Below are 24730 nucleotides of genomic sequence, written 5' to 3'. Positions count from 1 at the left end.
GACGCTTGATCCGTTCGGCCTCGAACTATGCGTATTAGCTACGTCGAAAGCCCCCGCGAAGCTGCGCGATCAGCCCCCTCAGGCCTGTGCCCTGCGAGCGGCTCTGTTCCGTACGGACCACCATCACCAGAGCCTGTTCCGGCGTTGCGAAGACTTCGGCAGGCTCGGAATCGGCGGGATCCCGGCAGATGATGGTCACTATCCCGGCCCGACCCATGGCTTCGCGCCAGGCATCTATTTGTGCGTACCCCGGCGTGTTCGCCGCGGGCTTGAACACGAAGAGCACCTCGCCCCGGGGATTGGCCAGCTCATACCCGCGTTCTTCGGATATCTGCAGGCTCCACCCTTCGGCGACCCGGGGTATGGCCCGGGACCCATTCGATCCGTCGGGGAATCCGTGCTCGCGCAAGGTGTGTCGGGCATGGTCGGTCTCGCCGTCCGCAGTCCGCACCAACAATCCCGGCGTGTGCACGATAAGTCCGACCCTTCCCTCGTGCAGCACCGGCCGAAACAGAGTATCCTCCGAAATTCCGACCCGGCGGAAGGCGAATATTCCCGGCACCATAGGGCCCAACGCGGAGAGGACGTCGTTGGGGGGACGGTCGAGCCACTCCCACGTGAAGATGGCGAACTGCCTCCATGCTTCCAGTTGCTGGTCACCCGCTACCACCGTCGCCGTGCCCCCGATTGCTCGGTCAAGTCCCTTCCGGTCTGCCTCCGCGATCGGAGCTAGGAACGATGCCTTCACTCGCTGCCGCTGATCGGCGATCTCGACGGATCCGCACCATTCGGACAGACTGCGAAACGCGGGCAGCCAGGAGGCCGGGAGCGTGTCAGGGGATCGCAGGAGCATCGAGCGGATCAGGAGAAGCGCGACATCCAGCACCGCCTCGACGCTCTCGCTGAGTAAGGCGCCGTCGAGCGCAGAGGGAGTGACCGCGGCGAGCACCGCCTCCACTGCGCGCGACCACTGCTCCTCCTCGGCGAGTGCGGATGCCTGCCGCGTTGCGACGCCGAACTCTTGCACCCGTGCGGCGAGTGCGGTCGAGGCGCGGGGTGCGGTGTCGCGACCGTTTAGCGACTGCTCGATCCGCGCGCGCAGATCTGCGCAGTCCTCGGAGGCTATGTGGGTGTTCTCTGCGATGCCGTGGAGCACCGCGGCGATGGGCGGGTCGATTCCGGAGACGTCGAACACCTGCGGATCCTCTGCGTACATAAGAGCGCGCAGTGCGAGGGCACGGATATTGTCGAAAGTTCGCCTGCGCGCCTCGGCCTGGATCAGCTGCCCGAGGGTCTGGATCTGCGTAGCGGCGAAGTTCGGTCTGTGCTTTCCGTCAACAGCGGTGCCGAGGCGTTCCCGCACTTCCACGGCAGATGAGAGCCAGAATGCCGCGCGCTCGAATCTCCCTGACAACAGGTCGAGGGAGCCGAGGTTGTGCATCACCGTGGTCGCCATCATGCGCAGCGCTCGGCGCAACGCCCGGACGTAGGTTTCGTCGGCCGCCACACCCTCGGCATCCTCAGTCTGATCCGCGCGGCCTGGGACTCGGGGCGCGATACCACCAGGGTCCTGATGACTGGCTTCCTCTGTCGTGGCGACGAGCATGCCCTTGAGGAACGAGCTGATCGGTGTTGCGAGCGCCTCGGCATCTGTTATCCGCCCTGGCCCGATCGCACCGAGCAATGCCTCCGCGCACACTTCTAGCCAGACGAAAGCGAGAGCGTCGGGCACGCCGATCCCTGCCTTGTCGAGTGTGATTCGGATGCCGTCATGGGCGCTGAAGATCTCGTCGTATCGGGAGATCGAGTCGGCGTCTCTTCGCAGTCGAGTGGTCAGCAGCGAGACACTGACGAGTTCGCGCACTGCCGCACGCGTGTCGATGGTGAGTGCAGACTGCGCGCGCACCCTCCGCTCCCAGTCCTCGACGAGGCCGGCGGGAACGGAAGACCCTCCGCTGACCACGACCATCGCGAGTACCCACTGCGCTGGCGCGGACAGCGAATCCCACAGCTCACGCACCAGGATGCCGACGGCGCGGGGATATCCCCCGAGGCCCGCGCCCTCCTCTTCGGTTAAGTCGAAGCGTTCCAGCCGGGCTGTGAAGTCGGGCAGCTGTGAAAGGTCACCGCCGAGCCGGCGCACCCAGGCGCACGCCAGATCGATCGCGAGAGGCCACCGGCCGAGACGGCACGCGAAGTCGATCGCGATCGGATCGAGCGGTTCCTCCCAGCTGGATCCGGGACCGGCCAGTCGGTGTCGGATAAGCGCCGTCGCAGCGGTATCCGGCATCGCGTCGATGACGAGCTGCGGTGCGAGATCGCGCGGCCAGTCGCCGCGGTGCGTCGTGATGGCTGTGTGGCCGTAGCCGGATGCCGGGATCCAGGGCCGAAGGTCGGCGGGATCGACAGCTCCGTCGAGCACGAGCAGCCAGGGGACCGGGAGTGCGGCGAGCGCGTCCTGGAAGGACTGTGCGAGATCCTCCGGGGTGGGTGCAGCGTCGCTCGCCCCGGTTGGATCGGTGCCAGAGCCGACGGTCGGGGTCGCGTCTCCACCGAGCCAGCGGATCAGCGACGGCGCCTGCTCAGCGAGCCGCGCGGATGAGGTCGCATCTAGCCAAATCGTGAGCGCGTAGCGCTCTCGCCGCTCGGCCGCCCACAGGCCTGTGGCCACGGACTTGCCGGTCCCCTGCGATCCCGCGAGGACGGCAGCGCGGGGCACCCCGCTGTGCAGCGCCCCGTCACAGAGGGCCTGGGAGAGGAAGCTGAAGATCTCGGGACGCTCGACGGCGTCGGGGGTGGGTGCACCATAGGTGAGACCCCAGCCGCGCCGCCCCGCGGCATCGGCGAGGGTGGCGGTGGACTCGTCGAGGATGGCTTCCACCATGGGCCGGCTAATCAACTGAGCGGAGACCTGGGATCCACATTTCTGGACCATGTCCAGCATCAGGGTCAGCAGGATACTATGAACCTGAACCCCGATCCCGCCGCGCCGACGTAGCCGTGAGATGCGGTCGATCAGCTGATCGCTGATAGACCGCACGTCCTCGTCCCGCGCGTCGATCCTCTCGCGGATCGCACCGGCTCTTGGCGGTTGAGGCCGCAGGCTGTCCCGTAACTTGGCCGCCGGCTTGGTGAGGGGGCGGTTGGTCCGCACCACTCTCTCCGTGGCAGCGGGATGTTCTGCGGCTATTGCCGCAAACAGCTGCTCAGCTTCCGGCCTCGTCAGCGTGGTCGCGGATGACGGAAACGACGCCTTGACCTGTGTGGCACTGTCGGGAGGGGCTCCAGGGTGCGGGTAGACGAGGATGTCCGCGGAGTCCTGCCCGTTCAGATCGACCGCGACGAGCCAGTCGGTGGAGGGGGACTCATATAAGTTGAGCAGCAGTTCGACCGTGACGAGGTTCTGATAGACGAAGCCGAAAGCGGCCGCGACCCCACCGGTAATCATGCGCCTAGCCTATGGGCACGTTGCGCCCAGCCTTAGCTCCTCTTGTCAAGGTTTCCGTAGCACGGCGAAAATTACGCGGATCGTCTAAGGTTTTGCCTACACCTAGGAGGAAGTAGACCTTTTCTGCCTGTTGACCCAGCTGTGTTGCTCTGTGCGGAACGAACGCGGTCTGCTGCGGTCGCGCCTCATATTCCGGTGAGAAGTCGGCGGATCGAACTCAAGCGCGACGCCCCTTAGCCTCTCGGGAACCTCGCGCGCAGCGCGTCGATGCTCTGCTGCGCACTGCGCCGCACGTCGATTTCGGGGTCCTTGAGCAGTGGGCGCAAGCGGTCCACGTCTTCAAGCGCGCCGACGGCGCCCAGCGCCCTCGCGGCCGCCGAGCGCACTCGAGCCACGCTGTCGCCGAGCAGCCCGGCAAGCTCGGCCACTGCTGGGATCTCACGCGCCGCGACAACCCTGGCTCCCATTTCACGGACGCGCCAAGCCGGGTTGCCGAGCGTGCCGATCACGGCAGGTGCCGCCGACACATCCCAGACATACAGCAACGCTCGGGTGCCCCAGAGCTCGGGCCAATAGAGCACGGGCGCACCATCGAGGATTCCTTGCGCGTGATCGCCGCCAACGAAGAGAAGAAGGTCGTCGCCTTCGTCATACCCCTTGATGAGGTGGAGCACTCGCCGAACGAACTCGGACTGGCCGTATCGCTCGACGGCAGCCGCCAGCCGCTGCTCGAGCGGGAGTTCGACGGGAACGGGCGCAGGGTTTGAAGCGGAGGTTTCAGCCATCAGCTCACCCTACGCGGACCGAGCCGTGGACACATGCCCCCAAGCACCTTCCCGCTGCGAACTCAGGAACCGCCCGCCGCATCCTCATCCGCCGCCACATTCTTCTGCACCGCGAACTGTGTGCGGTGCAGTTCCTCGTAGCGCCCGGCCGCAGCGAGCAACTCCTCGTGCGTACCGCGCTCCACAATCGAGCCGTCCTCGATCACAAGAATCTGGTCAGCGCTGCGGATGGTGGACAGCCGGTGCGCGATCACCATCGCCGTACGCCCCTCGAGTGCCTCGCTCAGCGCCGCCTGCACGGCGGCCTCCGACGTCGAGTCGAGCGCCGCCGTCGCCTCGTCGAGGATTACGACGCGAGGCTGGGCGAGCAGCAGCCTCGCGATGGTCATCCGCTGGCGCTCACCGCCCGAGAGCCGGTAGCCGCGTTCGCCCACCATCGTGTCCAGCTGGTCGGGCAGCGAGCGGATGAGCGGCTCAAGTCGCGCGCGGCGCACCGCATCCCACACCTCACCGTCGGTCGCATCGGGGCGCGCGAGGCGCAAGTTGGACATGATCGTCTCGTGGAAGAGGTGGCCATCCTGCGTCACCATGCCAAGCGTGTGCCGCATGGAGGCGAAGGTGACGTCGCGGACATCCGCCCCGGCGAGACGCACGGCGCCGCTGTCGACGTCGTACAGGCGCGAGAGGAGCTGCGCGATCGTGGACTTGCCGGCACCAGACGTGCCGACGAGGGCGACGGTCTGCCCCGGCTCGATCCGGAACGAGACGCCGTGCAGTACCTCCTCGCCGCCGCGCGTATCCAGCGTCGCAACCTCCTCGAGTGAGGCGAGCGACACCTTGTCGGCCGACGGGTAACCGAAGTGCACGTCGTCGAACTCGACCGACACTGGCCCCTCGGGCACGGTCGCGGCGCCGGGCTTCTCCTGAATGAGCGGCTCGAGATCCAGCACCTCAAAGACTCGCTCGAAGCTGACCACGGCGCTCATGATCTCGACCCGCGCGTTCGCGAGGCTCGTCAGCGGCGCGTACAGGCGGGTGAGGAGCAGCGCGAGGGTGACCACGTCGCCGGTCTCGAGCTGACCGCCCAGCGCGAGAGCGCCGCCGAGCCCGTAGACGAGGGCGAGGGCAAGCGCCGAGACGAGCATCAGCGCGGTGAAGAAGACGAACTGCAGCATCGCGGTGCGCACCCCGATGTCGCGCACCCGAGCCGCGCGCACTCGGAACTCCTCAGCCTCCTCATCCGGCCGGCCGAACAGCTTCACGAGGGTGGCGCCGGGCGCCGAGAACCGCTCGGTCATCTGCGTGCTCATGGCCGAGTTGTGGTCTGCGGCCTCGCGGCGCAGGGCAGCGAGCCGGCTGCCCATGCGGCGCGCGGGAATGAGGAAGATCGGCAGCATGACCACGGCCAGCACTGTCACGAGCCAAGACGTGCTGAGCATGACGATGAGGGTCAGGATGAGCGCCACGAGGTTCGTGACCACGCCCGACAAGGTGCCACTGAACGCCTGCTGCGCGCCGATCACATCGTTGTTGAGGCGGCTCACGAGGGCACCCGTGCGCGTGCGGGTGAAGAACGCGATCGGCATCTTCTGCACGTGGTTGAAGACGGCGGTACGGAGGTCGAGAATCACGCCTTCGCCGATCCTTGCCGAAAACCAGCGCGTCAGAAGTGACACGGCGGCGTCGGCGATGGCCACGAGGGCGATGAGGACGGCGAGCCAGACGATCGTCGAGAGCGCGCCCTTGGCGACGATGACGTCGACCACCCGCCCGGCGAGCACGGGCGTCGCGACCGCGAGGAACGCTCCCACGATCGACAGGGCGATGAAGATGACCAGCTTGGACCTGTAGGGCACCGCGAACTTCAGGATCCGCCGCACGGACTCACGGGAAATGCCGTTCTTGCCGCCCTTGGCGTCCGAGATCTTGTACAGCGAACTCCAGGCCGCGCCTTCCATGCTCATAGCGGTTCCCTCCGTCAGCAGACGGCTCAGCTTAGGCTTCGAGCCGCCCAAGTTCGGGGTTGTCCGCTAGGGGCGCAGAACGTTCCAGGCGAGAGGGCATGGCGGCGACCGTCGGCGTCGCTCTGCCGTGATCGAGCGCTACGCCCGCTCCGCCCGTATCCCGGTGAGCACCACGTCGAGCGCTGCCTGCAGGCGATCGCGGGCGGATGCGTCGCGGCTGACGACCGCGTAGATGAGGCTTCCGACAAGGAGGTCAACGACGGCATCGGGGTCCGTGCCCGCGCGTATCGCGCCCGTGTCGATGGCGGCGGCAAGTGACGACCGCATCGACTCGCGGACGGGGGTGAACAGTTCGGCCATCTTCTCCGTCGCGTCCGCATCCGTTGTCGCCGCGGCCGTCAACGCGCGCACGAGCGGCGCCGTGGACGGCGACGCGAGGCGCTCGTGCGACAGCTCGAGCCAGACGCGCAGGTCCTCGTCCGGGTCTCCCGTCGCCGCAGGCGTCTTGAGGGGAAACGCGACCAGCCCCTCAACGACGCAGTCGGCCACCACGGCCGCCTTCGAACCCCACCAGCGGTACACGGTCTGCCTGCCCACGCCCGCCTGCTTCGCGATCTCGAGCATCGTCAACGAGTCGTAGTCGCCCTCGAGCAGCAGATCTCGCGTGGCGGCGAGGATCGCCTGGCGCGACGCTTCGCTCCTCGGACGCCCTCGCTGTGCCGTGGCAGGTTTCATGCTCACAGGCTATCCGCGATTTACGGTGCATAATGTCTCGTAAATAACCTGTTGCCAAAGGAGGCACCATGTCGGATGTCCTGGTCATCATCGGCGCCGGAGGAATGGGCGAGACCATCGCGAGGCGACTCGCCGTCGGCCGCACGACGCTCCTCGCGGACTCCAACACAGACCTGCTCGACCGCCTCTCCGCATCCATGGAGACCGACGGCTTCGATGTACGTACCGCGAAGGTCGACGTCTCCTCGCGCGAGTCGGTCGAGGCGCTCGCCGCGGCCGCCGCTGAGCTCGGGTCGGTCGCGCAGGTGGTGCACACGGCCGGGGTCTCGCCCACCCAGGCGCCGCTCGAAGCGGTGCTGCGTATCGACCTCCTCGGCGCGGCGCTCGTGCTCGAAGCGTTCGGCAACGTCGTCGCGCCAGGGGGAGCGGGCGTCGTCATCTCGAGCTCCTCGAGCTACCTCACCCCGCCGTTCTCACCCGAGCAGGCTCAGGCGATCCGCGAATCCACTCCAGAGGGCCTCCTCGAACTGCCTTTTTTCGCCCCGGACGCGCTCGGCAACGCCGGCATCGCCTACGGCCTCTCGAAGCAGGCGAACCGCATCCAGGTGCAGCACGCCAGCGGCACCTGGGGCAAGCGCGGCGCCCGCATCAACAGCGTCAGCCCCGGCGTCATCTCGACCGCCATGGGGCGCCTCGAACTCGACAGCCCCTCCGGCGCGTTCATGCGCGCCATGGTCGAGCACTCCGGAACCGGCCGCATCGGCACACCGAGCGACATCGCCGACGCCGTCACCTTCCTCGTCGGCCCACAGGCCACCTACATCACCGGCATCGACCTGCTCGTTGACGGCGGCAATGTCGCGGCCGTGACCTCAGGTCGCGTTCCCCTCCCCGGGCGCTGAAGCACGCGCATCCGCGCACCAGCGGCATCCGCACCCAGATCGCAAGACACACGCACGCACACGCAAGAAAAGAGCAACCCAGTGGACTCATTCATCGTCATCGGCCCCGACAAAGCCGAACTCCTGCAGGCCGAGCGACCGGATGCGGGGGAGGCGGACGTCGTGGTGCGCGTCAGAGCGTGCGGCATCTGCGGCTCGGACGTGTTCTACGTACACAACGGCGGTATCCCACCCCGCATCGGGAAGACACCGCTCGGCCACGAGCCAGCGGGTGAAGTCGTGCAGGTCGGCGCGAACGTCGAGGGCGTCGCCGTCGGGGACCACGTCGTCATCAACCCCATGGCCAACCGTGACGGCATCATCGGCAACGGCGGCGCGCAGGGCGCGCTCGCCGAGGAGATTGTGCTGTTCGACGCCAAGCCGGGCGTGCACTTCCGCGTCATTCCGTCACACGTCCCCTGGGAAGTCGCGGCCCTCAACGAACCCATGGCCGTCGCTTATCACGGCGTGAACCGCTCGGGCGCGGGCGCCGGCTCGAAGGTCGTCGTCTTCGGGGCGGGTCCCGTGGGGCTCGGGGCCGCGATCGGCTTCAAGTCGAAGGGCGTCGAGCACGTGGTCGTCGTCGACGTCGTGCCGAACCGCCTCGAGAAGGCGCTGCTCGTGGGTGCGGATGCGGTCATCAACTCGGCCGAGGAGAACGTCGCCGAGCGCCTCAAGGAGTTGCACGGCGAGGTGCCCGGCTTCATGGGCCGCGGCACCAAGCCCGCCACCGACGTCTACTACGACGCGGCAGGCGTTCCCGTGGTCATCAAGACTGCGCTCGACGCCGCCAAGAACCGGGCCGTGCTGACGATCGTCGCCGTGCACAAGACGCCCGTCGAGATCGACCTGCAGGAGATCCTCACGAGCGAAGTCGATATTCGCTTGTCCATGGGCTACCCGACCGAGATCTTCGAGGTCACCGACTCGATCATCGCGCAGTGGGAGCAGTACCAGCACATCATCAGCGACGTCGTGCCGTTCGCTGAGGTCGACCGGGCACTCGCGTTGGCCGCGACCCCCGGCGCAACCGACAAAGTCGTCGTGGTCTTCGAGTAGGGGCGGCGGATGCTCACCCTCGACCCCAAGGCGGCGCTCGTCGTCGTCGACCTCCAGGCGCTCACGGTCGGCAACGCGGCCGCGGTTCCGCTCGCGCAGGTGCGGGAGCGTGTAGCCGCGCTGCTCGCGCGGTTCCGCGCCGCCGGAAGTTCCGTCGCGTTCGCGATCTCGACCGGCACCCCACTCGGTCGCACTGCGGCGGGTGCCGGCGGCCGGGTCTGGCCGGATGCCCTCCTCGCACTCGATGACGGCCTGGTCGTCGGCACCGAAGAGCTTCTCGTCTCGCGGTCCGCGCTGAGCGCCTTCTCGGGCACCGACCTGGACGCGCAGCTGCGAGCCAGGGGAGTGACGCAGCTCGTGCTCGTCGGCCTCGCGACAACGTTCGGCATCGAGTCGACGGCCCGAGCCGCCTACGACCTCGGGTACAACGTGGTCGTCGTCCGCGACGCGATCTCCGACCCGCGGCCAGCGGCGCACGAGCATTCGCTCGCGAACGTGTTTCCGGCGCTCGCTGAGGTCGGTACCACCGCAGAGGTGCTGCAAGCGCTGGAAGCGGGCGCCGACATCGAGAACACCGGCCCAGCTGGCCAGCCGGAGCGGGGTCAGTCGTAATCAGGCCCGTTGCAGGGAGGCCAGCCGTTCCGCTCAGGTGCGGAGCGGCTGGCCGCGCCCGCGGTCAGGAGAACGCGACGCGCACGAGCCCACCAATCTTCTCGAGGGTCGCGTTGTCGATCTCGTCGAGGAACCAGGCGGAGGGGCGCAGCGTGCTGCCCGCCTCGCGCTCGACTCGCGCCTTCTCGGAGATGCCGAACGACATCACGCCGTCGTCGAGGCGGAAAAAGACGAGCACGGGCGTGCTGCGTCCCGTCGCGTAGCCCGGCATGCCGTACCAGATGCGCGGCTTCACCTTCGGGCCGGCGCTCAGGATCGTGGCGTGCAGCTTCTCGCCGATCTCGGCGTACGGTGCTGGCCAGGAGGCGATCTTGTCGACGACCTCCTGGAGGTCCTTCGTCGCCTTGTCTGTCTTGGTTGTGGACATGGGGTTCCACCCTTCGCTCGCGCCGCATCCGCGGCATGGTGAACACAACCCACCCCGGGCGGGGCGGGTTGCGCAATCTCCACCGCGGACGTGTCCTGGCCGGGGCCAGTTCTCTCCGCGGATGTGTCAGACGAGCACTTCGTCATCGACTGCGCGAGGGCACGGAATGTGCCGGGCACCACGATAGCAAGCGGGTCGCTCGAGGTGTGGAGGGTGCGACGCAGGGCCAGGTCGCGGTCGCGGTTCGGGGGTATGCCGCGGTCGCAACCGCGACGCTCACGTTGCCGGCGTGGTCAGGAGTCGCGGGAGAACGCGACCGCGCGCACGGGCGAGCCGTCGAGGCCGGTGAAGGGGAGCGGGAGCGCCGAGATCCAGGGTTGCACGAGGGCGCCAACTGCGTCGAGGCCCGTCAGGTTCTCGATGATCACACCGCCGGCGCCGAGGAACACATCATGGAACGGCAGGTCCGCGGATGCCGCGCTCACGTCGGTGCGATCGGGGCTCAGGGTGTCGACGCCGACCACATCCACGCCGGCCTCGAGCAGGTGCGAGGCGATGCGCGCATCAAGGAACGGGTGCTCGAGGTACCCCGGCTCGCCGAACTGCTCCGACCAGCCGGTTCGGAACACGACGACCGCCCCGGGCTCGACGTTCGACAGCTGCCCGTCGACGTCGGCGAGGTGGATGCGCCGACCGGGGAGCGCGAGCCCCGACACGTCGACGACGTGGAGGGGAGCAAATAGTCGCCCGAGGTCGATGGTCTCGACGGTCGCGCCACCCGCGATCGAGTGCGAGGGCGCATCCAGGTGCGTGCCACTGTGCGACCCGAGGTGCAGCGAGTGAACGACGACGCCCTCCTCGGCGAGCGACGCGGCCGGCGCGAGCTGCACCTCGGGGTCGCCAGGGTAAATCTGCATGCCGGTGGTCAACGGATGCGTGAGGTCGACGATCTTCCGAACAGGTTGGCCCATGCTGCCACCCTAGGCTTCGACGGTCGTCCTGCGGGCTCGCGCAGCCCCTGCCCGCCCCGCGCGCAGCATCCACACGAAAGATGCACCTTCGTCGCACAACGAAGCTGGTTATCCCGTGTGGATGCGGGCCGCGGCGAGGGTGTGAATGCGGGCTGCGGCGAGGGCGGGTGGATGCGGGCGGCAGCGCGTGCCGCGGTGCCCGTGCGAGGCTTGACCCATGGACTTGGAGGTGTCGCGCTCGCTCACGATTCCGGCCGGTGAGCTCGGCTGGCGCTTCTCGCGATCCTCCGGCCCCGGCGGCCAGCACGTGAACACCACCGACAGCCGCGTCGAGCTCTCCTGGAATATCAGCGAGTCGTCGGTGCTCACCGAGGATCGGCGGCGGATGCTCCTGAGCCGGCTCGAGAAGCGTCTCGTCGACGGCGTGCTCACGGTGGCCGCCTCGGAGCAACGCTCGCAGCTGCGCAACCGCGAGTCCGCGCTCGCGAAGCTCACAGACCTCGTCCGAGCCGCGCTCGCCCCGCCTGGGCCGAAGCGTCGCCCCACCAAGCCGACGAAGGGCTCGCAGCGGCGACGCCTCGAGTCGAAAGGGCAGCGCTCGGCGACGAAGCGACAGCGGCGACGCCCGACCGACGACTGACGCGACTCGCTCACCGCCGGCCGGCCGCAGCGGGCCGATCGCCGCGCATCCGCTCACGGCCGGACATTTCGCCCAGAACTTTCCGAATTTTGTTCGATTACTCCCTGGACGATCACGGGATTCAGGTGTGTGCTGGTCAACGTGGAGCGGGCTGTCGCCTCGCGACGCGCGGCGCATCCGTCACCCACCAAGTCCAAAGGAGCACTTGCATGCCCACCACCCCATCCGAAGACGCCGTGCTCGCCGCAGCAGACGCCATCATCGAGGCATTCGCCGCGACCGACACCGACGCCTATTTCGCTGGCTTCGCCGCAGACGCGTCGTTCGTGTTCCATCCGGAACCCGCCCGACTCGACACCCGCGCCACCTACGAGGCGCTCTGGGCAAGCTGGCTCGCCGACGGCTGGAGAGTCACCTCCTGCGCCTCGACCGACCGGCTCGTGCAGGCGTTCCCCGGCGGGGCCGTATTCAGCCACAGCGTCGAGACCAGCGTCGAGACGCCCGACGGGCCCGAGACGTACCGAGAGCGGGAGACCATCGTCTTCCGCGTCGACGACGACCGGCTCCTCGCCATCCACGAGCACCTCTCGGCCCCCACCGGCGACTCGGCCCCCACCCTCGAAGGAACGTCAGCATGACCAGCCCCAAGACGATGGCCGTGAACCTCGACGGCCACGATGACTCCGCCGGCCCCGTGCGCGGCACGCAGTCGCTGCTGCACATCGCCCTCATCTGGCTCGCGGCCAACCTCGTCGTGACCACGCTGCTCACGGGCACCCTCTTCGTACCCGGCGTTTCGTTCGGAACCGCGACCGCGATGATCGTCGTCGGCACGCTGCTCGGCGTCATCGTGCTCGTGCTCGTCGGCAACATGGGAACCCGCACCGGCCTGCCCACGATGGCGCTCACGCGCGGTGCGTTCGGCATCAGGGGCAGCCTCGTGCCCGCGGCGTCGAACCTCATCATCCTGATGGGGTGGAGCTGGGTGCAGGCGATGCTCGCCGGCGTCACCGTGAACTACCTCGTGTACGAGGCCACCGGCTTCTCTAACCCCATGCTCTTCTCGGCGCTCTGCCAGGGCATCGTCGTGGTGCTCGCGATCTTCGGGCACACCGGCATCTCGCGCATCGAGCCGTGGCTGGCGCTCGCGATTCTCGCCGTCATGGGCTTCGTCTTCGCCGCCGCCTTCGGCGCCTTCAGTGCCAGCGACTTCGACGCCATCCCCGTCGACTCGGCCCTCGGCGGCACCCCGTTCATCACGCTCGACATGGTCATCGCCACCGCCATCTCGTGGACCGTACTGTCGGCCGACATGAACCGGCACGCCAAGAACAGCGTCGCCGGGGTCGTCGGCTCCGGCATCGGGTACACGCTGTCGACGTCGATCGCCATGTTCCTCGGCCTCGTGGCGTTCAGCGCCGTCATCCTCCGCGGCGGGGAGGCGATTCCCTTCGACCCCACCGTCATCGTGGCCGAGTTCGGTTGGCCGCTCGGCATCGCCATCTTCCTCTCGGTGATGGCGACGAACACGATGGTCGTGTTCGGCATGGTGACCTCGGTGGTCAATGCGCAGTCGAAGTGGCACCTGCGGTTCCTGCCGACCGCAATCGTGCTCGGCATCGTCTCCGTCATCGGCTCGACGTTCCTCGGCCTGCTGAACCAGTTCACTGACTTCCTCTTCATCATCAGCGCCTTCTTTGTGCCCGTGTTCGCAATCATGATCGCCGACTACTACCTGCTGAAGCGGCGCGGCTACACGCAGCAGATCCTGCTCGAGCGCCCCGATAGCCGCTACTGGTACTTCCGCGGCGTCAACTGGGTCGCCGTGTTCGTGTGGGTGTTCGGCGCGGTGCTGTCGTACGTGCTCGCCTACGTGGCGCCAAGCCCCATCGGCGCGAACATCCCCGCGTTCGTCGTGAGCTTCGTGCTCTACCTCACCCTCACGTGGGCGCTCCGCGGCGTGAAGCCACTGGGGCTCGACGACCCGCGTGACGCGGCGAAGGTCGGCCACCTGCTCGACGGCGACGACGAAGTCGCCGCACCGCCCCGCCGCTAGCCGTTCAGCCTCGGGTCCTCGGTCGGGTCGCGGTACGGCTGCGCGCATCCGTTCGCCCCAGCGTTCGCTCGAAACTCGAAGTGCCACGGCTCGTTGAGGTAGGTCTGGCAGAGGCCGTAGGCGGCGCCGTTCGTGGCGAGCCAATCGGATGCGCCGCCGCCCTCCACGTCGACCGCGTCGCCGGAAACGTGGAGGGAGGTCTCCGGGGTGGCGACCCACCTCGCTGCCTCCGCTTCCGAGCCGTACTCGGCGACCGCATCCTGCAGCAGCTGCGCCTGGAGCTCGGGCGACCGCCAACCGCTGTTGACGAGGAGGTACACGCCCTCGGCCTCGGCAGCGCGGGTCGCGTCCTGCAGCGCATCGCGCAGCTCCGGCGAGAGCCTGCCGATGCCCGCGTATCCGGTGTCGGAGGCGCTCGTGCCGAACGGGAGGCGCCCGTCGGGGTTCTCGAAGCTATCGCTGCCGTCGCCGCTCTCTGCGCCGCCGTCGACGGTGTCGGCTGCTCCGTCCACGTGACCTGAATCGGTGGGCGCGGTGTCTGAGGGGGCCGCCAGCACCGTCGCGGGGTGCTGCGTCTCGACCGCAGACACGGTGCTCTGCCCGAGCTGCGCCGCGAAGAACGCGACGCCGAGCCCGGCGAGGGCGACGAGGGATGCGCCGCCCGCAAACAGTCGCACGCTTCGTCGGCGTCGAGCCGGGTCGAGCGGAGGCGCGTCGTCCGACGGGCGCTGGCTGCGGGGCGAGCTGGTGAGGGTCATGCGGCAAGCTCACCGGAGGCGACGTTGCCAGGGCGTCGCGGTTTTCGCATATGCCGGCGATATGCGACGGCTCGTATCATCGGCTCATGCGTGTGCTGCTGGTGGAAGACGAGCCCTACATGGCGGAGGCGATCCGCGACGGGCTCCGCCTCGAGGCGATCGCGGCCGACATCGCCGGCGACGGGCACACGGCGCTCGAACTGCTCAGCGTCAACGACTACGACGTCGCCGTGCTCGACCGCGACATCCCCGGCCCGTCCGGTGACGAGGTCGCGAAGCGCATCGTGGCCTCGCAGAGCGGGGTGCTCATCCTCATGCTCACGGCCGCAGACCGCCTCGACGACAAGGCCTCAGGCTTCGAGCTCGGCGCCGACGACTACCTGACGAAGCCCTTCGAGCTGCAAGAGCTGGTGCTGCGCCTGCGCGCCCTCAACCGCCGCCGCGCGCACAGCCGCCCGCCCATCCACGAGATCGCGGGCCTCAAGCTCGACCCGTTCCGCCGCGAGGTGTACCGCGACGGGCGCTACGTTGCACTCACCCGCAAGCAGTTCGCCGTGCTTGAGGTGCTGATGGGCGCTGGCGGGGGAGTGATCAGCGCGGAAGAGCTCCTCGAGAAGGCGTGGGACGAGAACGCCGACCCGTTCACGAACGCCGTGCGCATCACCGTGTCCGCGCTGCGCAAGCGCCTCGGTGAGCCGTGGCTCATCATCACCGTGCCGGGAGTCGGCTACCGCATTGACGCCGAGGCCGGGTCGGTCGAGGAACGTCCCGCGTCGAGTGAACCGGTCTCGCCCGAAACGGCGTCAACCGAATGGACGTCGACCGAACCGGGGCCGACCGAATCGGGGCCGATCGAGTCGGGGTCGATCGAGTCGGTCTCAGCGGAAGCGCCTCCGCGCAAGGCGGGCCCGAGCGCATCCGCCGCAAACGCGGGCAACCGCCGGTGACTCGCGAGCGGGGCCTCAGTGTCCGACTGAAGCTCGCCCTCAGCTACGCCGGCTTCCTCATGATCGCCGGGGCGCTACTGCTCGCGGTCGTCTACGCGTTCCTCCTCCGCTACGTACCGACCGACGCCATGGCCAGCGAGTGGACGTTCTTCCCAGGCCGCACCGACCTGGTGCGGGCGTTCCTGCCCGCAGCGGCGTGGGCGCTCCTCTTCCTGCTCGTCTTCGCGCTCGGCGGCGGCTGGTTCCTGGCGGGACGGATGCTCGCCCCGCTCACCCGCATCACGCACGCCACGCGGGCCGCTGCCGCAGGGTCGCTGTCGCACCGCATCCGCCTCGACGGGAAGCGCGACGAGTTCACGGACCTCGCTGACAGCTTCGACGCGATGCTCGCCCAACTGGAGTCGCACGTCGCCCAGCAGCAGCGGTTCGCGGCGAACGCCTCGCACGAGCTGCGCACACCGCTGGCGATCTCGCAGACGCTGCTCGACGTCGCCCGGAAAGACCCGAACCACGACCACAACGAGGTGCTCGGCCGCCTCCACTCCGTGAATGCGCGCGCCATCGAACTGACCGAAGCGCTGCTCGTGCTGAGCCGCACCGAGCATGGCACGTTCGCGACCGAGTCGGTCGACCTGTCGCTCGTCGCGGAGGAAGCGGCCGAGACGCTGCTTCCGCTTGCTGAGCAACGGGGCGTCGCCATCGAGACGGCGGGGGAGGCCGCGACCACGGTTGGGTCGCCCGCGCTCATCTCGCTGCTCACCACGAACCTGCTGCACAACGCGATCGTGCACAACCTCGCGGCCGGCGGCACGGTTCGGCTGGTCACGGGCTCGTCGGCGGATGCGGCGACACTCGTCGTAGAGAACACCGGCGGCGTGGTCAGCGAAGCGCTGCTCGCGACGCTCACGGAGCCATTCCAGCGCGGAGAGCAGCGGGCCAGGAGCGACCACGCGGGCGTTGGCCTCGGCCTGGCGATCGTGAAGAGCGTCGTAAAGGCGCACGGCGGGTCGATGCGGCTGGATGCGCGCGACGGGGGAGGCCTGCGCGTGACCGTGCGACTTCCGGCGGCGGGGGCGGGCGCTGGCATATAGTTCGGGGCGGCTCGGCTCAACGGCGCACGCTCAGCTCGGTTCAGCTCTGCGCTCTTCGGTTCAGCTCATCGCCGAACGGCGCACACTCGGCGAGACGATGGCGGCGCCGAGCAACGCGCCCACCGTGTTCGCGATGATGTCGGTGGTGTCGAAGCTGCCGACGGCGAGCGCGAGCTGCGTGGTCTCCATGGCGAGGCTCGCGAAGCCAGCCGCGAAGAACGTCTTCGGCCCGGGTGCCACCCGCCACAGGTAGCCCGTGCAGAGCCCGAACGGCACGAAAACGGCGACGTTCGCGAGCACCTCGAGCGGCTTGCTCGCCGCATACCCCTCGCTCGCCACGAACGGGACGAGCTTGAAGTGCCTGGTTTCGCCCCACCCGACAAACGGCACCTCCAGCTTCCATACGATGAGCCAGGTGAGCACGGCGAGGTACGCGAGGAAGATCGCGGCCACCAGAACTCGGGATGCGCGGGGCGCGCGCTCGCGGTGCGCGTGGACGGACGACGGGTGCGTCGGGAGTTCCAGGGTCTGGTGCGGTCGGCTGTAGCTCATGGCTACAGCCTCCCGAGACCCGTGTTGCGAGGGCGTATGCCAGATTCGATACGCGGACGATAGGTTCGGGGGCGTTGACCCATCATCAGTCATGCGGTGCATTGCTCCGGCTCCCCGCACGCTTCGGGTTCTGTGCACGAGCAACCGATGTGTGGGATCAGTCCACCTGGCTGACGAAGACAAGCCGATCGGGAGCGCAGTTGTCTGGCAAGCCAGCTAACTCCTCGCGGGTGCGATCAAAGGCGAATCCTCCAGTGCCGTCGATGAGATCACCTTCCGAGAAGCCTCGCCCGTCGGCGAGTTGTATGCCGGTCTGGTCGGATGTGAGATGGGTCCCAAAAGGGAATCGGGCGACGTAGAAATCTACTGTCGTGCCGCTCTCGACCGCCAAGCCCCAGCAGCCAGAGTCGTCCCTGGCGAGCGTTCCCTTCGGGTTTGCCGAGGCGCTGAACTCTTCCTCCTCAGGCGCGGCCCAGAGACCCGCCACGGCGTCGGGTGCTTCACCATCTGCTCCCGATGAGCACGCGCTGGTCAGGCCGAGCAGAGTGGCTCCGAGCAGAAGCGGGATGACCTTGCGCACACGGTGTTCCTATCAGCCTCCCGAAAGGAATGGAAGTGCCAGGTGGACGACAGGCCGGGTCTTTGACGCCTGCGTACCCTGGACTCATGTCGACATTAAGGGCGACGAAAGTCGGCCAGAGAACTCGCGCCACCCTCGCAGGGCTCGCCGGCACAGCCCTGCTGCTGTCTTCTGCCTGCTCAGTGCGCGACGACGCAGGCCTCTCGCTGACAGCGACTCCCACATCGACCGCGGCGAGCGTGACTCCGGAAGCGCTCACGGCGGAGGCGGCAGAGATCCTCGAAGCACACGGCCTTTACGCAGGTGGTGACTGGTCGGCGCAGAAAGCGGAGCTCCTCGAAGCCGGGCGGACTGCAGCCGATCTAGACGAGGCGCGCGACGCTATCGCCATCGCCGCCAGCAGCGCCGGAGGCGTGCATACCTGGTACATGTCGCCCTCGGAGCGAGAGCAGGCGTACGCGAGCGCCCCCGGTTCGCCGCCCGAGGTCGAGGCAACGCAGGGCAAGACCGTCACGATCTCGTTGCCGCCGATCGGGCAGGAAGGTGACGCCGCGATCACGTACGCGGAGGTCGGTTCGAGTGGACTCGCGAACCTCGCTGGGGCAGCCACCTGCGGGTTCATCATTGATCTGCGAGGTAACTCGGGCGGGAACATGTACCCGATGCTCGGCGCAGTCTCGCCTCTGTTCGATACGGCGGAGGTCGCGAACTTCGTTGACCGGAACGGGGTGACTTCGGCGATCTCGGTGACCAAGACCCAGGTGTCCGAAGGGAACAATCCCCCGCTGACGTATGCCGCGCCCGAGCCCGCGCGGGGTTCCGCGCGTGCAGACACCCCGATCGCCATCTTGCAGGATGGTGAGACGGGGTCGGCGGCGGAGATGGTGATCACCGCGTTCCGCGGGCAGGAAAACGTGCGCACGTTCGGTATGCCCACGGCCGGTCGCGCGACCGGCAACGATGCATGGGTGCTCAGCGACGGATCCGAGCTTGTGCTCACGATCGTCAACTACGCGGATCGGTCTGGAGCGGTCATGCCGCTCCCCATTCCGGCGGATGTCCCCGCCATCAGCCTTGACGCCGAGCAGTCTGCGCACGAGTGGATCGGTACGGCATGTCGCACGTAACGCGCGCATGCTCGGAAGAGCGATCGTCAATAGGGCCCTGGCGCTGACCCGCGCCCACCCGCACCCGGCGCTCGTGAGAGACTTCCGGCTTGTGACTTCCGCCAGCGCATCCGACAACACCAATCCGCACGAGGCTGCGCGAGAACCGCAAGCCGTCGCTGGTCAGGCGACGTCCGCGCACCACCTGCAGCGTTCCCTCTCACCGCGTCAGCTCGCCATGATGGGACTCGGCGGCGCAATCGGGGCGGGCCTCTTCGTCGGCTCCGGACAGGCGATCGCGGTCGCCGGGCCCGCGGTCATCGTCTCGTACGCGGTCGCGGGTCTGCTCGTCATCCTCGTGCTCTTCATGCTCGCCGAGATGGCCGCCGCCGACCCGCAGAGCGGCGCGTTCTCGGTCTACGCGGCGAAGGCGTTCGGCGCGACGGCCGGTGCCACGCTTGGCTGGTTCTACTGGATGCAGCTTGTCATCGTCATCGCGGCCGAAGCGACCGGTGCTGCCGCCATCGTCGCGACCTGGACCCCGGGCATCCCGCAAGGCGTGTGGGCGCTCGCCTTTATGGTGACGTTCACCCTCATCAACCTGCTCGGGGTGCGGCGCTACGGCTCCTTCGAGTTCTGGTTCGCGGTGCTGAAGGTCGCCGCCATCATCGGCTTCCTCGTCCTCGGTGCCGCGCTCCTGTTCGGACTGATCCCTGACGTGCCATCTCCGGGCCTCTCGAACCTCGTCGCGCACGACGGCTTCGCGCCGACCGGCATCCTCGGCATCTCCGCGGCCCTCCTCATCGTCATGTTCAGCTTCGGCGGCACCGAGCTCACCGCGATTGCCGCCGCCGAGACACGCGACCCGGCCACGAGCATCCGCCGCGCCGTGCGCAGCGTGCTGTGGCGCATCCTGCTCTTCTACATCGGCTCCGTGTTCGTGATCGTCGCTGCGCTGCCGTGGACCGACCCGGCCGTCGTCGCGGGACCCTTCGCCGCAGTACTGGCACTCACGAGTATCCCCGGCGTCGACCTCATCATGTCGGCCATCATCGTCATCGCCCTCCTCTCCGCCCTCAACGCCAACCTCTACGGCGCCTCGCGCATGGTCTACTCGCTGTCGGAGCGCCGCTTCGCGCCCCGTGGCATCCAACGCCTCGCCGGCAACGGCACGCCAACGGTCGCCGTGCTCGTCTCGGTCGGCGTCGGCTTCCTCACGGTCATCTTCAACTTCCTGGCGCCAGACGCCGTGCTGCCGACACTCCTCAACGTCGTCGGCTCGACGCTCATCGTGCTCTGGGCGACGGTCACGGCCTCGCAGCTCGTGCTGCGCAGGCGAGCGGATGCGCGCGGCGAGACGCTCACGGCGAGGATGCCGGGCTTCCCGTGGCTCAGCGGCCTGGCGGCCGTGCTGCTCGCGGTCATCGTCGTGTTGACGATGCTGAACGAGGGGTCGAGGGAGCAGCTGCTGGCGACGCTCGCGATGACCGCCGTGATCGCGGTCGCGTGCGCGGTCACGAACCGTCGCCTACGTCGGCAGGGTGTCGACCCCGTGCAGCTGCTGCGCGGGGAGACGAGCTGAGCGAGGCGCCTGCCTCGGGGTCGGTGAAACACACTGGTGAAAACTTATGTGAATTCTGGATCACTCGACTCTCTGCAGGTGTATCGAATGTATATACGAAAATAACTGACCCGCGTTCCCGCAGGTTCTGGGGATAAGTCTTGCGTCGACCGTTTTGGTCGGGTTTTCTGGTTGGGAAGTGAGGCGTGATCCTCTCGTTTGTCGGACCGGTTCGGTAGACTGTGGGGTATGCAGCAGCACCGTGATTCCGGCGTTTCGGGTCTGGGGTTTGATCCCTCAGACCCGGCGTCGGTCGCGGCGCGGCGAGCGGAGATTCTGGCGTTGGAGGAGCAGGCGGCGGCGGTGATCGCGGCGGGAGCGGCGATGCAGTTGCGGGCGCACGCGGCCGCGTATGACTTCGCGCATGCGTTGGATGTCGCTGAGGGATGCGCGGAGTCGGCCATGCACGTGCGATCGATCGCGAACGAGGTCGCGTTGATCGCGAAGGTCTCGTGCGGGGTCGCGCATGGGCAGCTGGCGCTCGCGTCGAAAACGCGGGAGGACTTCCCGGCGCTGCTGGACGCGTTGGACGAAAGCGTCGCGACGCCCGCGCAGGTCGAGAAGCTGGTCGAGGTGGGGTTCAAGGTCCACCAAGACGATCCCGCCGTGCAGGCCGAACGGCGGGCGGTGTTCGTGGAAGTGATGCTGGAGCGCATGCGCCGCGAGCCGCTCCCGCCCCGAGCACTGCAGCACGCGGCCGAGCGGGTCGCGGAAGAGTTGACCGGGGAATCCATCGACCAGCGACACGCGCGAGCGCGGCGGCAGCGGCGAGCCAGCGTGGAAGACCTGGGAGACGGGATGAGCATCCTGCGCGTCACGACCGCCACGTTCGTGGCCCACGCAATCCGGGACCGGGTACGCAAACAAGCCACCGCGATCATCAAAGCCCGCCCCACCACCACCGGCCACGACCACGCCGAACCAGCCCAGTCACGCGAGGCGGCCGGGGTTGCCGGGGTTGCCGGGGCGGGCGGAGCAGCCGGGGCTGCGGGCGCGGTGGAGCCAGACGAGCGGGGCCTGAACGAGGTCATGTCCGATGTCATCGCCGACATGCTCCTCACCAGCGACCCCCGAGGCAACTCCGCGGCCGCCGGTATCCAAGCCACCGTGCAGCTCTCGATCCCCATCACGACCGCACTCACCAAGAGCGATCAACCCGGCCGAGCACCAGCGATGCTCGAGGGCATGACCCCCATGCCCATCGAAGACGCGAAACACCTCGCCGCGACCGCGCCCGCGTTCATCCGCGTGCTCACACACCCCATCACCGGCGCCGTGCAAGCCGTCGACTCCTACACACCCACCGCCGCGATGCGCGCCTTCCTCCGCGCCCGCGACCTCCACTGCCGCTTCGTGGGCTGCAGACAACCCGCCACCGCGTGCGAGCTCGACCACACCACGGACTACCAATACGGCGGCAAAACCGCGATCTGGAACCTCAGCGACTTCTGCAAAAACCACCACATCGTCAAACACCACACCGCCTGGAACGTCCAACAACTCGACGGCGGCGTCCTCCAATGGACCACCCCCAGCGGCAAAACCTACATCGACCAACCCGAACCCCACGGCGTCATCTTCAAACCGACTGCTGAGCTGCCCCGTCCCGGTGAACCCGCGCCGCTCGACCAGGCGAAGAATGCCGAGACTGTGACGAGACGAGCAGAGCTCGAGGGCAGCAGTGCGCCGCCAACACCGCCGGACACCCCCGCACCCCCGCCGTTCTAACTGGGCTTCCCGCGTACGTGGAGCTCCAGTCAGTCGCGATGCGAAGCGCTTAGTCGCGATGCGCAGCGCGGCGATCCGTGGTGCGGCGCGGACTTGCGTTTCGCTGGGCTGCGGCGACCTGGGCTCCGTGTCGCTGGGCTGGGTTCACCGGGATGCGGCGCACTGCACTGCGCTGAACTCCGCAGAACGGCAATTCCGACCCCGAGCGAGGCCCAGAGCGAGGAGGCTAGTCCGTGCGGGGCGCCGTGAGATCCGAAGGGGTCTCGGGGACGGGCCCGGGCCAGGGGCCAAGGCGGTCGTTGTTCTCGGGAACGCCTTTCTCGGCTGCATAGTCCGAGACGGGAATCACGACCCGCGAGAAGCCATTCGGAGCGACCCCGACCGATCCGCCATGCGGCGCGAGCCACCCCTCGCTCTTCGCGGTGCCAGCGAGGTCCAACCCGTCGCGCGGATCTCCTGTGTAGTTGATCTCGATCGTCGTGTTCGGCATCGGATCGTCGTTGACAGACCACGCCGACTCCGCAAGGAACTCCACGAGGCCCTCCGGGTTGGCGAGCTCGTAGCCCGGCTCAAGGCGAACCTGGAAAACGAACCCAGTGTTGCCCTTCACGTTGGGCTCTGACCCTCCGGCATCGGAGAAGGTGAGCCCGTCGATGCCATCGAGCGTGTCAACCAGCTCGGCGCGTGTCTGCCCACCGGCGGCGGATGCGGTGGAGGCGGCGGGAGAGGCTGGAGCGGCCGGCCCCGAGCAGGCGACCAACGCCAGCAGCGACACCACGGCGACGATCGCGGCGGCTGGCTTCGAGAAGCGGTCACTGAGCACCGTCCCAGCGTAGGCGCGGTGCGAGGAAGGCGTCATCGTCACCCGCCACGCAGCTAGCGCAGGACGCCGCGCGCTCGCGCCTCCGAGACCGCAGCCGTGCGCGATGTCACGCCCAGCTTCGTGAACACGTGTGCGAGGTGCGATTTCACGGTCGTTTCGGTCACGAACAGTTCGGCCGCGACCTCGGTGTTCGAGCGACCGGCGGCCACCAGCTCCAGCACCTCGATCTCGCGTGGCGACAGGCTCTGCTGCGGCGCGCGAAGGCGGTCCATGAGCCGCGACGCGATCGGAGGTGCGAGGGCGCTCGCCCCGCTCGCCGCCGCGCGCACCGCCGCGAGCAGTTCGTGCGGAGGGGCGTCCTTCAGCAGATACCCGCTTGCGCCTGCTTCGACGGCCCCCAGAATGTCGCCGTCGGAGTCGTAGTTCGTCACCACCAGCACGTGCGGGGGACTGGGGAGGGCCCGGATGCGCCGGGTCGCCGACGCTCCGCTCTCGTTCTCGCGCGTGCCGAACTGCAAGTCCATGAGCACGAGGTCGGGCCGTTCTTCAGCGGCGGCGCGGACCGCCTCGTCGGCGGTTGACGCCTCCGCCACGACGTCGATGTCGGCTTCGGCACCGAGGAGCGCACGAAGTCCCGCCCGGAGGACCGGGTGGTCATCGGCGATGACGACTCTGATCATGAGATGGCTTCCTTCGGGAGGGAGACGGTGAGCACGGTTCCCTGGCCTGGGGCGGAGACGACCTCAAGCGATCCGCCCAGCTGGTGCACGCGCTCACGCACGGCGACGAGCCCGAACGAGTCACCGGTTCGGCGACCACCATGGGCCGTGGCGCTGGTGTCGAAGCCGTGGCCGTCATCAGCGATCGTGAACGCCAGCCCCTCGGCCGTCTCTTCCAGGGCGATCGTGGCCCGGGTGGCACCCGAGTGCTGCGCGACATTCGCGAGCCCGCCCTGCGCGATCCGCAGCAGAGCCGTCTGCACCGGCATCGGCAGGGAGGTCGAGCTGGCACGCACATCCACTCGCACCCCGTGGGCCGCCGACGTCGCGTCGGCGAGGCGGCGAAGCGCGTGCTCGAGGTCCGCGCCGTCGAGGTCGGGCGGCGACAGCTCGCGGATGAAGCGCCGCGTCTCCGCGAGGTTGTCTGCCGCCGTCTCGCGCGCGAGCCGCACATGGCCAACGCCGGGCCCATCCGGCGCGGAGCGTTCGGCGGCGTGCAGGAGCAACTGGATGCTCGCGAGCCCCTGGGCAACGGTGTCGTGGATCTCCCGAGCCAGCCGCGCGCGTTCGGCGAGCGTCCCGGCTTCGCGCTCGGTGGCGACCAGGTGGCTCTGCGTCTCGAGCAGCTCCCGAACGAGCTGCTCGCGTTCCTTCGCCTCGGTCGCGAGCGCCTGGTAGCCGAGTCCGATGAGGACGGCCACACCGGCACCGATGCAAGGACCGATGACGCCGGCGACCGACCAGCCCTCGTGCAGCCCCAAGCCGATCACTGCGACGGCGGTCGTCGCAGCGACCGCAAACGTTCCTGCGCGACGCCCGAGCAGATGCAGCTCGACGAAGAAGAGCGGGAACACCAGATAGGCGGCCTCCCTCGACAGCCACAGCAGCAGCATCCACTCGGCCAGCAGCACACCCAACCAGACGAGGCGCCGAGACGACGGGCCTGCGAGGCGGGCGGTGCGGGAACTCGCGAAGACCCCGACCCCGTACGTGGCGCCAAACACGGCGGCGACGGCCACAACGGCCGGCGCGCTGTCGTCCCGGACGAGCAAGGCGCGCACGACCACGAGCGCCAGCAGGCCGAAGAGCAGCGCGTGCAGCCCCGTCCGCAACCCCACGAACACCGGGGTGAGCGCAGTTGAGGGCATGCTGCTCAGCCTAGACACG

At 68.3% G+C, this 24730-nt stretch carries 22 protein-coding genes and 1 pseudogene; 11 read left to right on the top strand and 12 right to left on the bottom strand.

All coding sequences use genetic code 11. The features are described 5' to 3' along the window. Positions 1 to 34: 34 nt before the first annotated feature. From ACPYN9_RS04790 to ACPYN9_RS04775, 4 genes are all read right to left on the bottom strand, one after another. Positions 35 to 3448, bottom strand: a complete 3414-nt coding sequence (locus ACPYN9_RS04790; RefSeq protein WP_424464385.1) for a hypothetical protein — start codon at positions 3446 to 3448, stop codon at positions 35 to 37. 233 nt (positions 3449 to 3681) lie between these two features. Beyond that, on the bottom strand, positions 3682 to 4233 hold the full coding sequence (locus tag ACPYN9_RS04785; RefSeq protein ID WP_424464384.1) for a HEAT repeat domain-containing protein: 552 nt from the start codon (positions 4231 to 4233) through the stop codon (positions 3682 to 3684). A gap of 62 nt (positions 4234 to 4295) precedes the next feature. After that, complete coding sequence (locus tag ACPYN9_RS04780; RefSeq protein ID WP_424464382.1) at positions 4296 to 6197, bottom strand: ABC transporter ATP-binding protein; 1902 nt, start codon at positions 6195 to 6197, stop codon at positions 4296 to 4298. A 138-nt stretch (positions 6198 to 6335) separates the two neighbouring features. Beyond that, positions 6336 to 6932 (bottom strand): TetR/AcrR family transcriptional regulator, encoded by a 597-nt coding sequence (locus ACPYN9_RS04775; RefSeq protein WP_424464380.1) that lies wholly within the window; start codon positions 6930 to 6932, stop codon positions 6336 to 6338. Positions 6933 to 7000: 68 nt separating this feature from the next. Here ACPYN9_RS04775 and ACPYN9_RS04770 point away from each other — a divergent pair, with 68 nt between their 5' ends. From ACPYN9_RS04770 to ACPYN9_RS04760, 3 genes are all read left to right on the top strand, one after another. After that, on the top strand, positions 7001 to 7834 hold the full coding sequence (locus tag ACPYN9_RS04770; RefSeq protein WP_424464378.1) for an SDR family oxidoreductase: 834 nt from the start codon (positions 7001 to 7003) through the stop codon (positions 7832 to 7834). A gap of 81 nt (positions 7835 to 7915) precedes the next feature. Beyond that, positions 7916 to 8932, top strand: a complete 1017-nt coding sequence (locus ACPYN9_RS04765; protein ID WP_424464376.1) for a zinc-dependent alcohol dehydrogenase — start codon at positions 7916 to 7918, stop codon at positions 8930 to 8932. A 9-nt stretch (positions 8933 to 8941) separates the two neighbouring features. After that, positions 8942 to 9544, top strand: coding sequence for a cysteine hydrolase (locus tag ACPYN9_RS04760; RefSeq protein WP_424464374.1), 603 nt, complete (start codon positions 8942 to 8944; stop codon positions 9542 to 9544). 64 nt (positions 9545 to 9608) lie between these two features. Here the strand turns inward: ACPYN9_RS04760 and ACPYN9_RS04755 are convergent, their stop codons facing one another. Both ACPYN9_RS04755 and ACPYN9_RS04750 read right to left on the bottom strand, forming a co-directional pair. Continuing rightward, positions 9609 to 9971, bottom strand: coding sequence for a DUF1801 domain-containing protein (locus ACPYN9_RS04755; RefSeq protein ID WP_424464372.1), 363 nt, complete (start codon positions 9969 to 9971; stop codon positions 9609 to 9611). 293 nt (positions 9972 to 10264) lie between these two features. Next, positions 10265 to 10942 carry a cyclase family protein gene (locus ACPYN9_RS04750; RefSeq protein ID WP_424464370.1) on the bottom strand — a complete coding sequence of 226 codons (678 nt, stop codon included), beginning with the start codon at positions 10940 to 10942 and terminating at the stop codon, positions 10265 to 10267. A 217-nt stretch (positions 10943 to 11159) separates the two neighbouring features. On the opposite strand from ACPYN9_RS04750, the gene arfB reads away from it, so the two are divergent. The 3 genes from arfB to ACPYN9_RS04735 all read left to right on the top strand — a co-directional run bounded on the left by arfB (position 11160) and on the right by ACPYN9_RS04735 (position 13638). Further along, positions 11160 to 11582: an alternative ribosome rescue aminoacyl-tRNA hydrolase ArfB gene (gene arfB, locus ACPYN9_RS04745; protein WP_424464368.1), complete on the top strand. Its 423-nt coding sequence runs from the start codon at positions 11160 to 11162 to the stop codon at positions 11580 to 11582. 209 nt (positions 11583 to 11791) lie between these two features. Beyond that, entirely contained in the window at positions 11792 to 12220 is a 429-nt protein-coding gene (locus ACPYN9_RS04740; RefSeq protein ID WP_424464366.1) for a YybH family protein, read from the top strand. Next, entirely contained in the window at positions 12217 to 13638 is a 1422-nt protein-coding gene (locus ACPYN9_RS04735) for a purine-cytosine permease family protein (protein ID WP_424464364.1), read from the top strand. The genes ACPYN9_RS04740 and ACPYN9_RS04735 overlap by 4 nt, the downstream gene beginning before the upstream one ends. Here ACPYN9_RS04735 and ACPYN9_RS04730 read toward each other — a convergent pair. After that, a complete protein-coding gene (locus tag ACPYN9_RS04730) occupies positions 13635 to 14396 on the bottom strand; it encodes a M15 family metallopeptidase (RefSeq protein ID WP_424464362.1) in 762 nt (253 codons plus the stop codon). The genes ACPYN9_RS04735 and ACPYN9_RS04730 overlap by 4 nt on opposite strands. An 86-nt stretch (positions 14397 to 14482) precedes the next feature. Here ACPYN9_RS04730 and ACPYN9_RS04725 point away from each other — a divergent pair. Then, positions 14483 to 15136, top strand: a pseudogene (locus tag ACPYN9_RS04725) (response regulator transcription factor); the annotation flags it as partial. A gap of 203 nt (positions 15137 to 15339) precedes the next feature. After that, positions 15340 to 16434, top strand: a complete 1095-nt coding sequence (locus ACPYN9_RS04720) for a sensor histidine kinase (RefSeq protein WP_424464360.1) — start codon at positions 15340 to 15342, stop codon at positions 16432 to 16434. Between the two features lie 60 nt (positions 16435 to 16494). On the opposite strand, the gene ACPYN9_RS04715 is transcribed toward ACPYN9_RS04720, so the two are convergent. Then, positions 16495 to 16986 (bottom strand): VanZ family protein, encoded by a 492-nt coding sequence (locus tag ACPYN9_RS04715; RefSeq protein ID WP_424464358.1) that lies wholly within the window; start codon positions 16984 to 16986, stop codon positions 16495 to 16497. 157 nt (positions 16987 to 17143) lie between these two features. After that, positions 17144 to 17566, bottom strand: a complete 423-nt coding sequence (locus ACPYN9_RS04710; RefSeq protein WP_424464356.1) for a hypothetical protein — start codon at positions 17564 to 17566, stop codon at positions 17144 to 17146. 86 nt (positions 17567 to 17652) lie between these two features. On the opposite strand from ACPYN9_RS04710, the gene ACPYN9_RS04705 reads away from it, so the two are divergent. From ACPYN9_RS04705 to ACPYN9_RS04695, 3 genes are all read left to right on the top strand, one after another. Then, a complete protein-coding gene (locus tag ACPYN9_RS04705) occupies positions 17653 to 18693 on the top strand; it encodes a S41 family peptidase (protein ID WP_424464354.1) in 1041 nt (346 codons plus the stop codon). Positions 18694 to 18784: 91 nt separating this feature from the next. Then, positions 18785 to 20254, top strand: a complete 1470-nt coding sequence (locus ACPYN9_RS04700; RefSeq protein WP_424464352.1) for an amino acid permease — start codon at positions 18785 to 18787, stop codon at positions 20252 to 20254. Positions 20255 to 20482: 228 nt separating this feature from the next. Beyond that, entirely contained in the window at positions 20483 to 22021 is a 1539-nt protein-coding gene (locus ACPYN9_RS04695; RefSeq protein ID WP_424464350.1) for an HNH endonuclease signature motif containing protein, read from the top strand. A 226-nt stretch (positions 22022 to 22247) separates the two neighbouring features. Here the strand turns inward: ACPYN9_RS04695 and ACPYN9_RS04690 are convergent, their stop codons facing one another. From ACPYN9_RS04690 to ACPYN9_RS04680, 3 genes are read right to left on the bottom strand one after another with little or no spacing between them, the layout of a single operon-like run. Continuing rightward, entirely contained in the window at positions 22248 to 22844 is a 597-nt protein-coding gene (locus ACPYN9_RS04690) for a hypothetical protein (protein WP_424464348.1), read from the bottom strand. 53 nt (positions 22845 to 22897) lie between these two features. After that, positions 22898 to 23524, bottom strand: coding sequence for a response regulator (locus tag ACPYN9_RS04685; RefSeq protein WP_424464346.1), 627 nt, complete (start codon positions 23522 to 23524; stop codon positions 22898 to 22900). Next, entirely contained in the window at positions 23521 to 24711 is a 1191-nt protein-coding gene (locus ACPYN9_RS04680; protein ID WP_424464344.1) for a sensor histidine kinase, read from the bottom strand. The genes ACPYN9_RS04685 and ACPYN9_RS04680 overlap by 4 nt, the downstream gene beginning before the upstream one ends. Positions 24712 to 24730: the final 19 nt, after the last annotated feature.

Origin of the sequence: Pseudoclavibacter helvolus, from assembly GCF_049707175.1 — a bacterium.
Lineage (GTDB): Bacteria > Actinomycetota > Actinomycetes > Actinomycetales > Microbacteriaceae > Pseudoclavibacter > Pseudoclavibacter helvolus_A.
Note: the sequence above shows the minus strand (reverse complement) of the source record. Positions and strands in the feature narration are given on the sequence as shown.

Bases quoted from the DNA above. Each gene is read 5' to 3' on its own strand.
- ACPYN9_RS04790 (WP_424464385.1), bottom strand. From the start codon at position 3,448: ATGATTACCGGTGGGGTCGCGGCCGCTTTCGGCTTCGTCTATCAGAAC.
- ACPYN9_RS04785 (WP_424464384.1), bottom strand. From the start codon at position 4,233: ATGGCTGAAACCTCCGCTTCAAACCCTGCGCCCGTTCCCGTCGAACTC.
- ACPYN9_RS04780 (WP_424464382.1), bottom strand. From the start codon at position 6,197: ATGAGCATGGAAGGCGCGGCCTGGAGTTCGCTGTACAAGATCTCGGAC.
- ACPYN9_RS04775 (WP_424464380.1), bottom strand. From the start codon at position 6,932: ATGAAACCTGCCACGGCACAGCGAGGGCGTCCGAGGAGCGAAGCGTCG.
- ACPYN9_RS04770 (WP_424464378.1), top strand. From the start codon at position 7,001: ATGTCGGATGTCCTGGTCATCATCGGCGCCGGAGGAATGGGCGAGACC.
- ACPYN9_RS04760 (WP_424464374.1), top strand. From the start codon at position 8,942: ATGCTCACCCTCGACCCCAAGGCGGCGCTCGTCGTCGTCGACCTCCAG.
- ACPYN9_RS04755 (WP_424464372.1), bottom strand. From the start codon at position 9,971: ATGTCCACAACCAAGACAGACAAGGCGACGAAGGACCTCCAGGAGGTC.
- ACPYN9_RS04750 (WP_424464370.1), bottom strand. From the start codon at position 10,942: ATGGGCCAACCTGTTCGGAAGATCGTCGACCTCACGCATCCGTTGACC.
- arfB (WP_424464368.1), top strand. From the start codon at position 11,160: ATGGACTTGGAGGTGTCGCGCTCGCTCACGATTCCGGCCGGTGAGCTC.
- ACPYN9_RS04740 (WP_424464366.1), top strand. From the start codon at position 11,792: ATGCCCACCACCCCATCCGAAGACGCCGTGCTCGCCGCAGCAGACGCC.
- ACPYN9_RS04735 (WP_424464364.1), top strand. From the start codon at position 12,217: ATGACCAGCCCCAAGACGATGGCCGTGAACCTCGACGGCCACGATGAC.
- ACPYN9_RS04730 (WP_424464362.1), bottom strand. From the start codon at position 14,396: ATGACCCTCACCAGCTCGCCCCGCAGCCAGCGCCCGTCGGACGACGCG.
- ACPYN9_RS04715 (WP_424464358.1), bottom strand. From the start codon at position 16,986: ATGAGCTACAGCCGACCGCACCAGACCCTGGAACTCCCGACGCACCCG.
- ACPYN9_RS04705 (WP_424464354.1), top strand. From the start codon at position 17,653: ATGTCGACATTAAGGGCGACGAAAGTCGGCCAGAGAACTCGCGCCACC.
- ACPYN9_RS04695 (WP_424464350.1), top strand. From the start codon at position 20,483: ATGCAGCAGCACCGTGATTCCGGCGTTTCGGGTCTGGGGTTTGATCCC.
- ACPYN9_RS04685 (WP_424464346.1), bottom strand. From the start codon at position 23,524: ATGATCAGAGTCGTCATCGCCGATGACCACCCGGTCCTCCGGGCGGGA.
- ACPYN9_RS04680 (WP_424464344.1), bottom strand. From the start codon at position 24,711: ATGCCCTCAACTGCGCTCACCCCGGTGTTCGTGGGGTTGCGGACGGGG.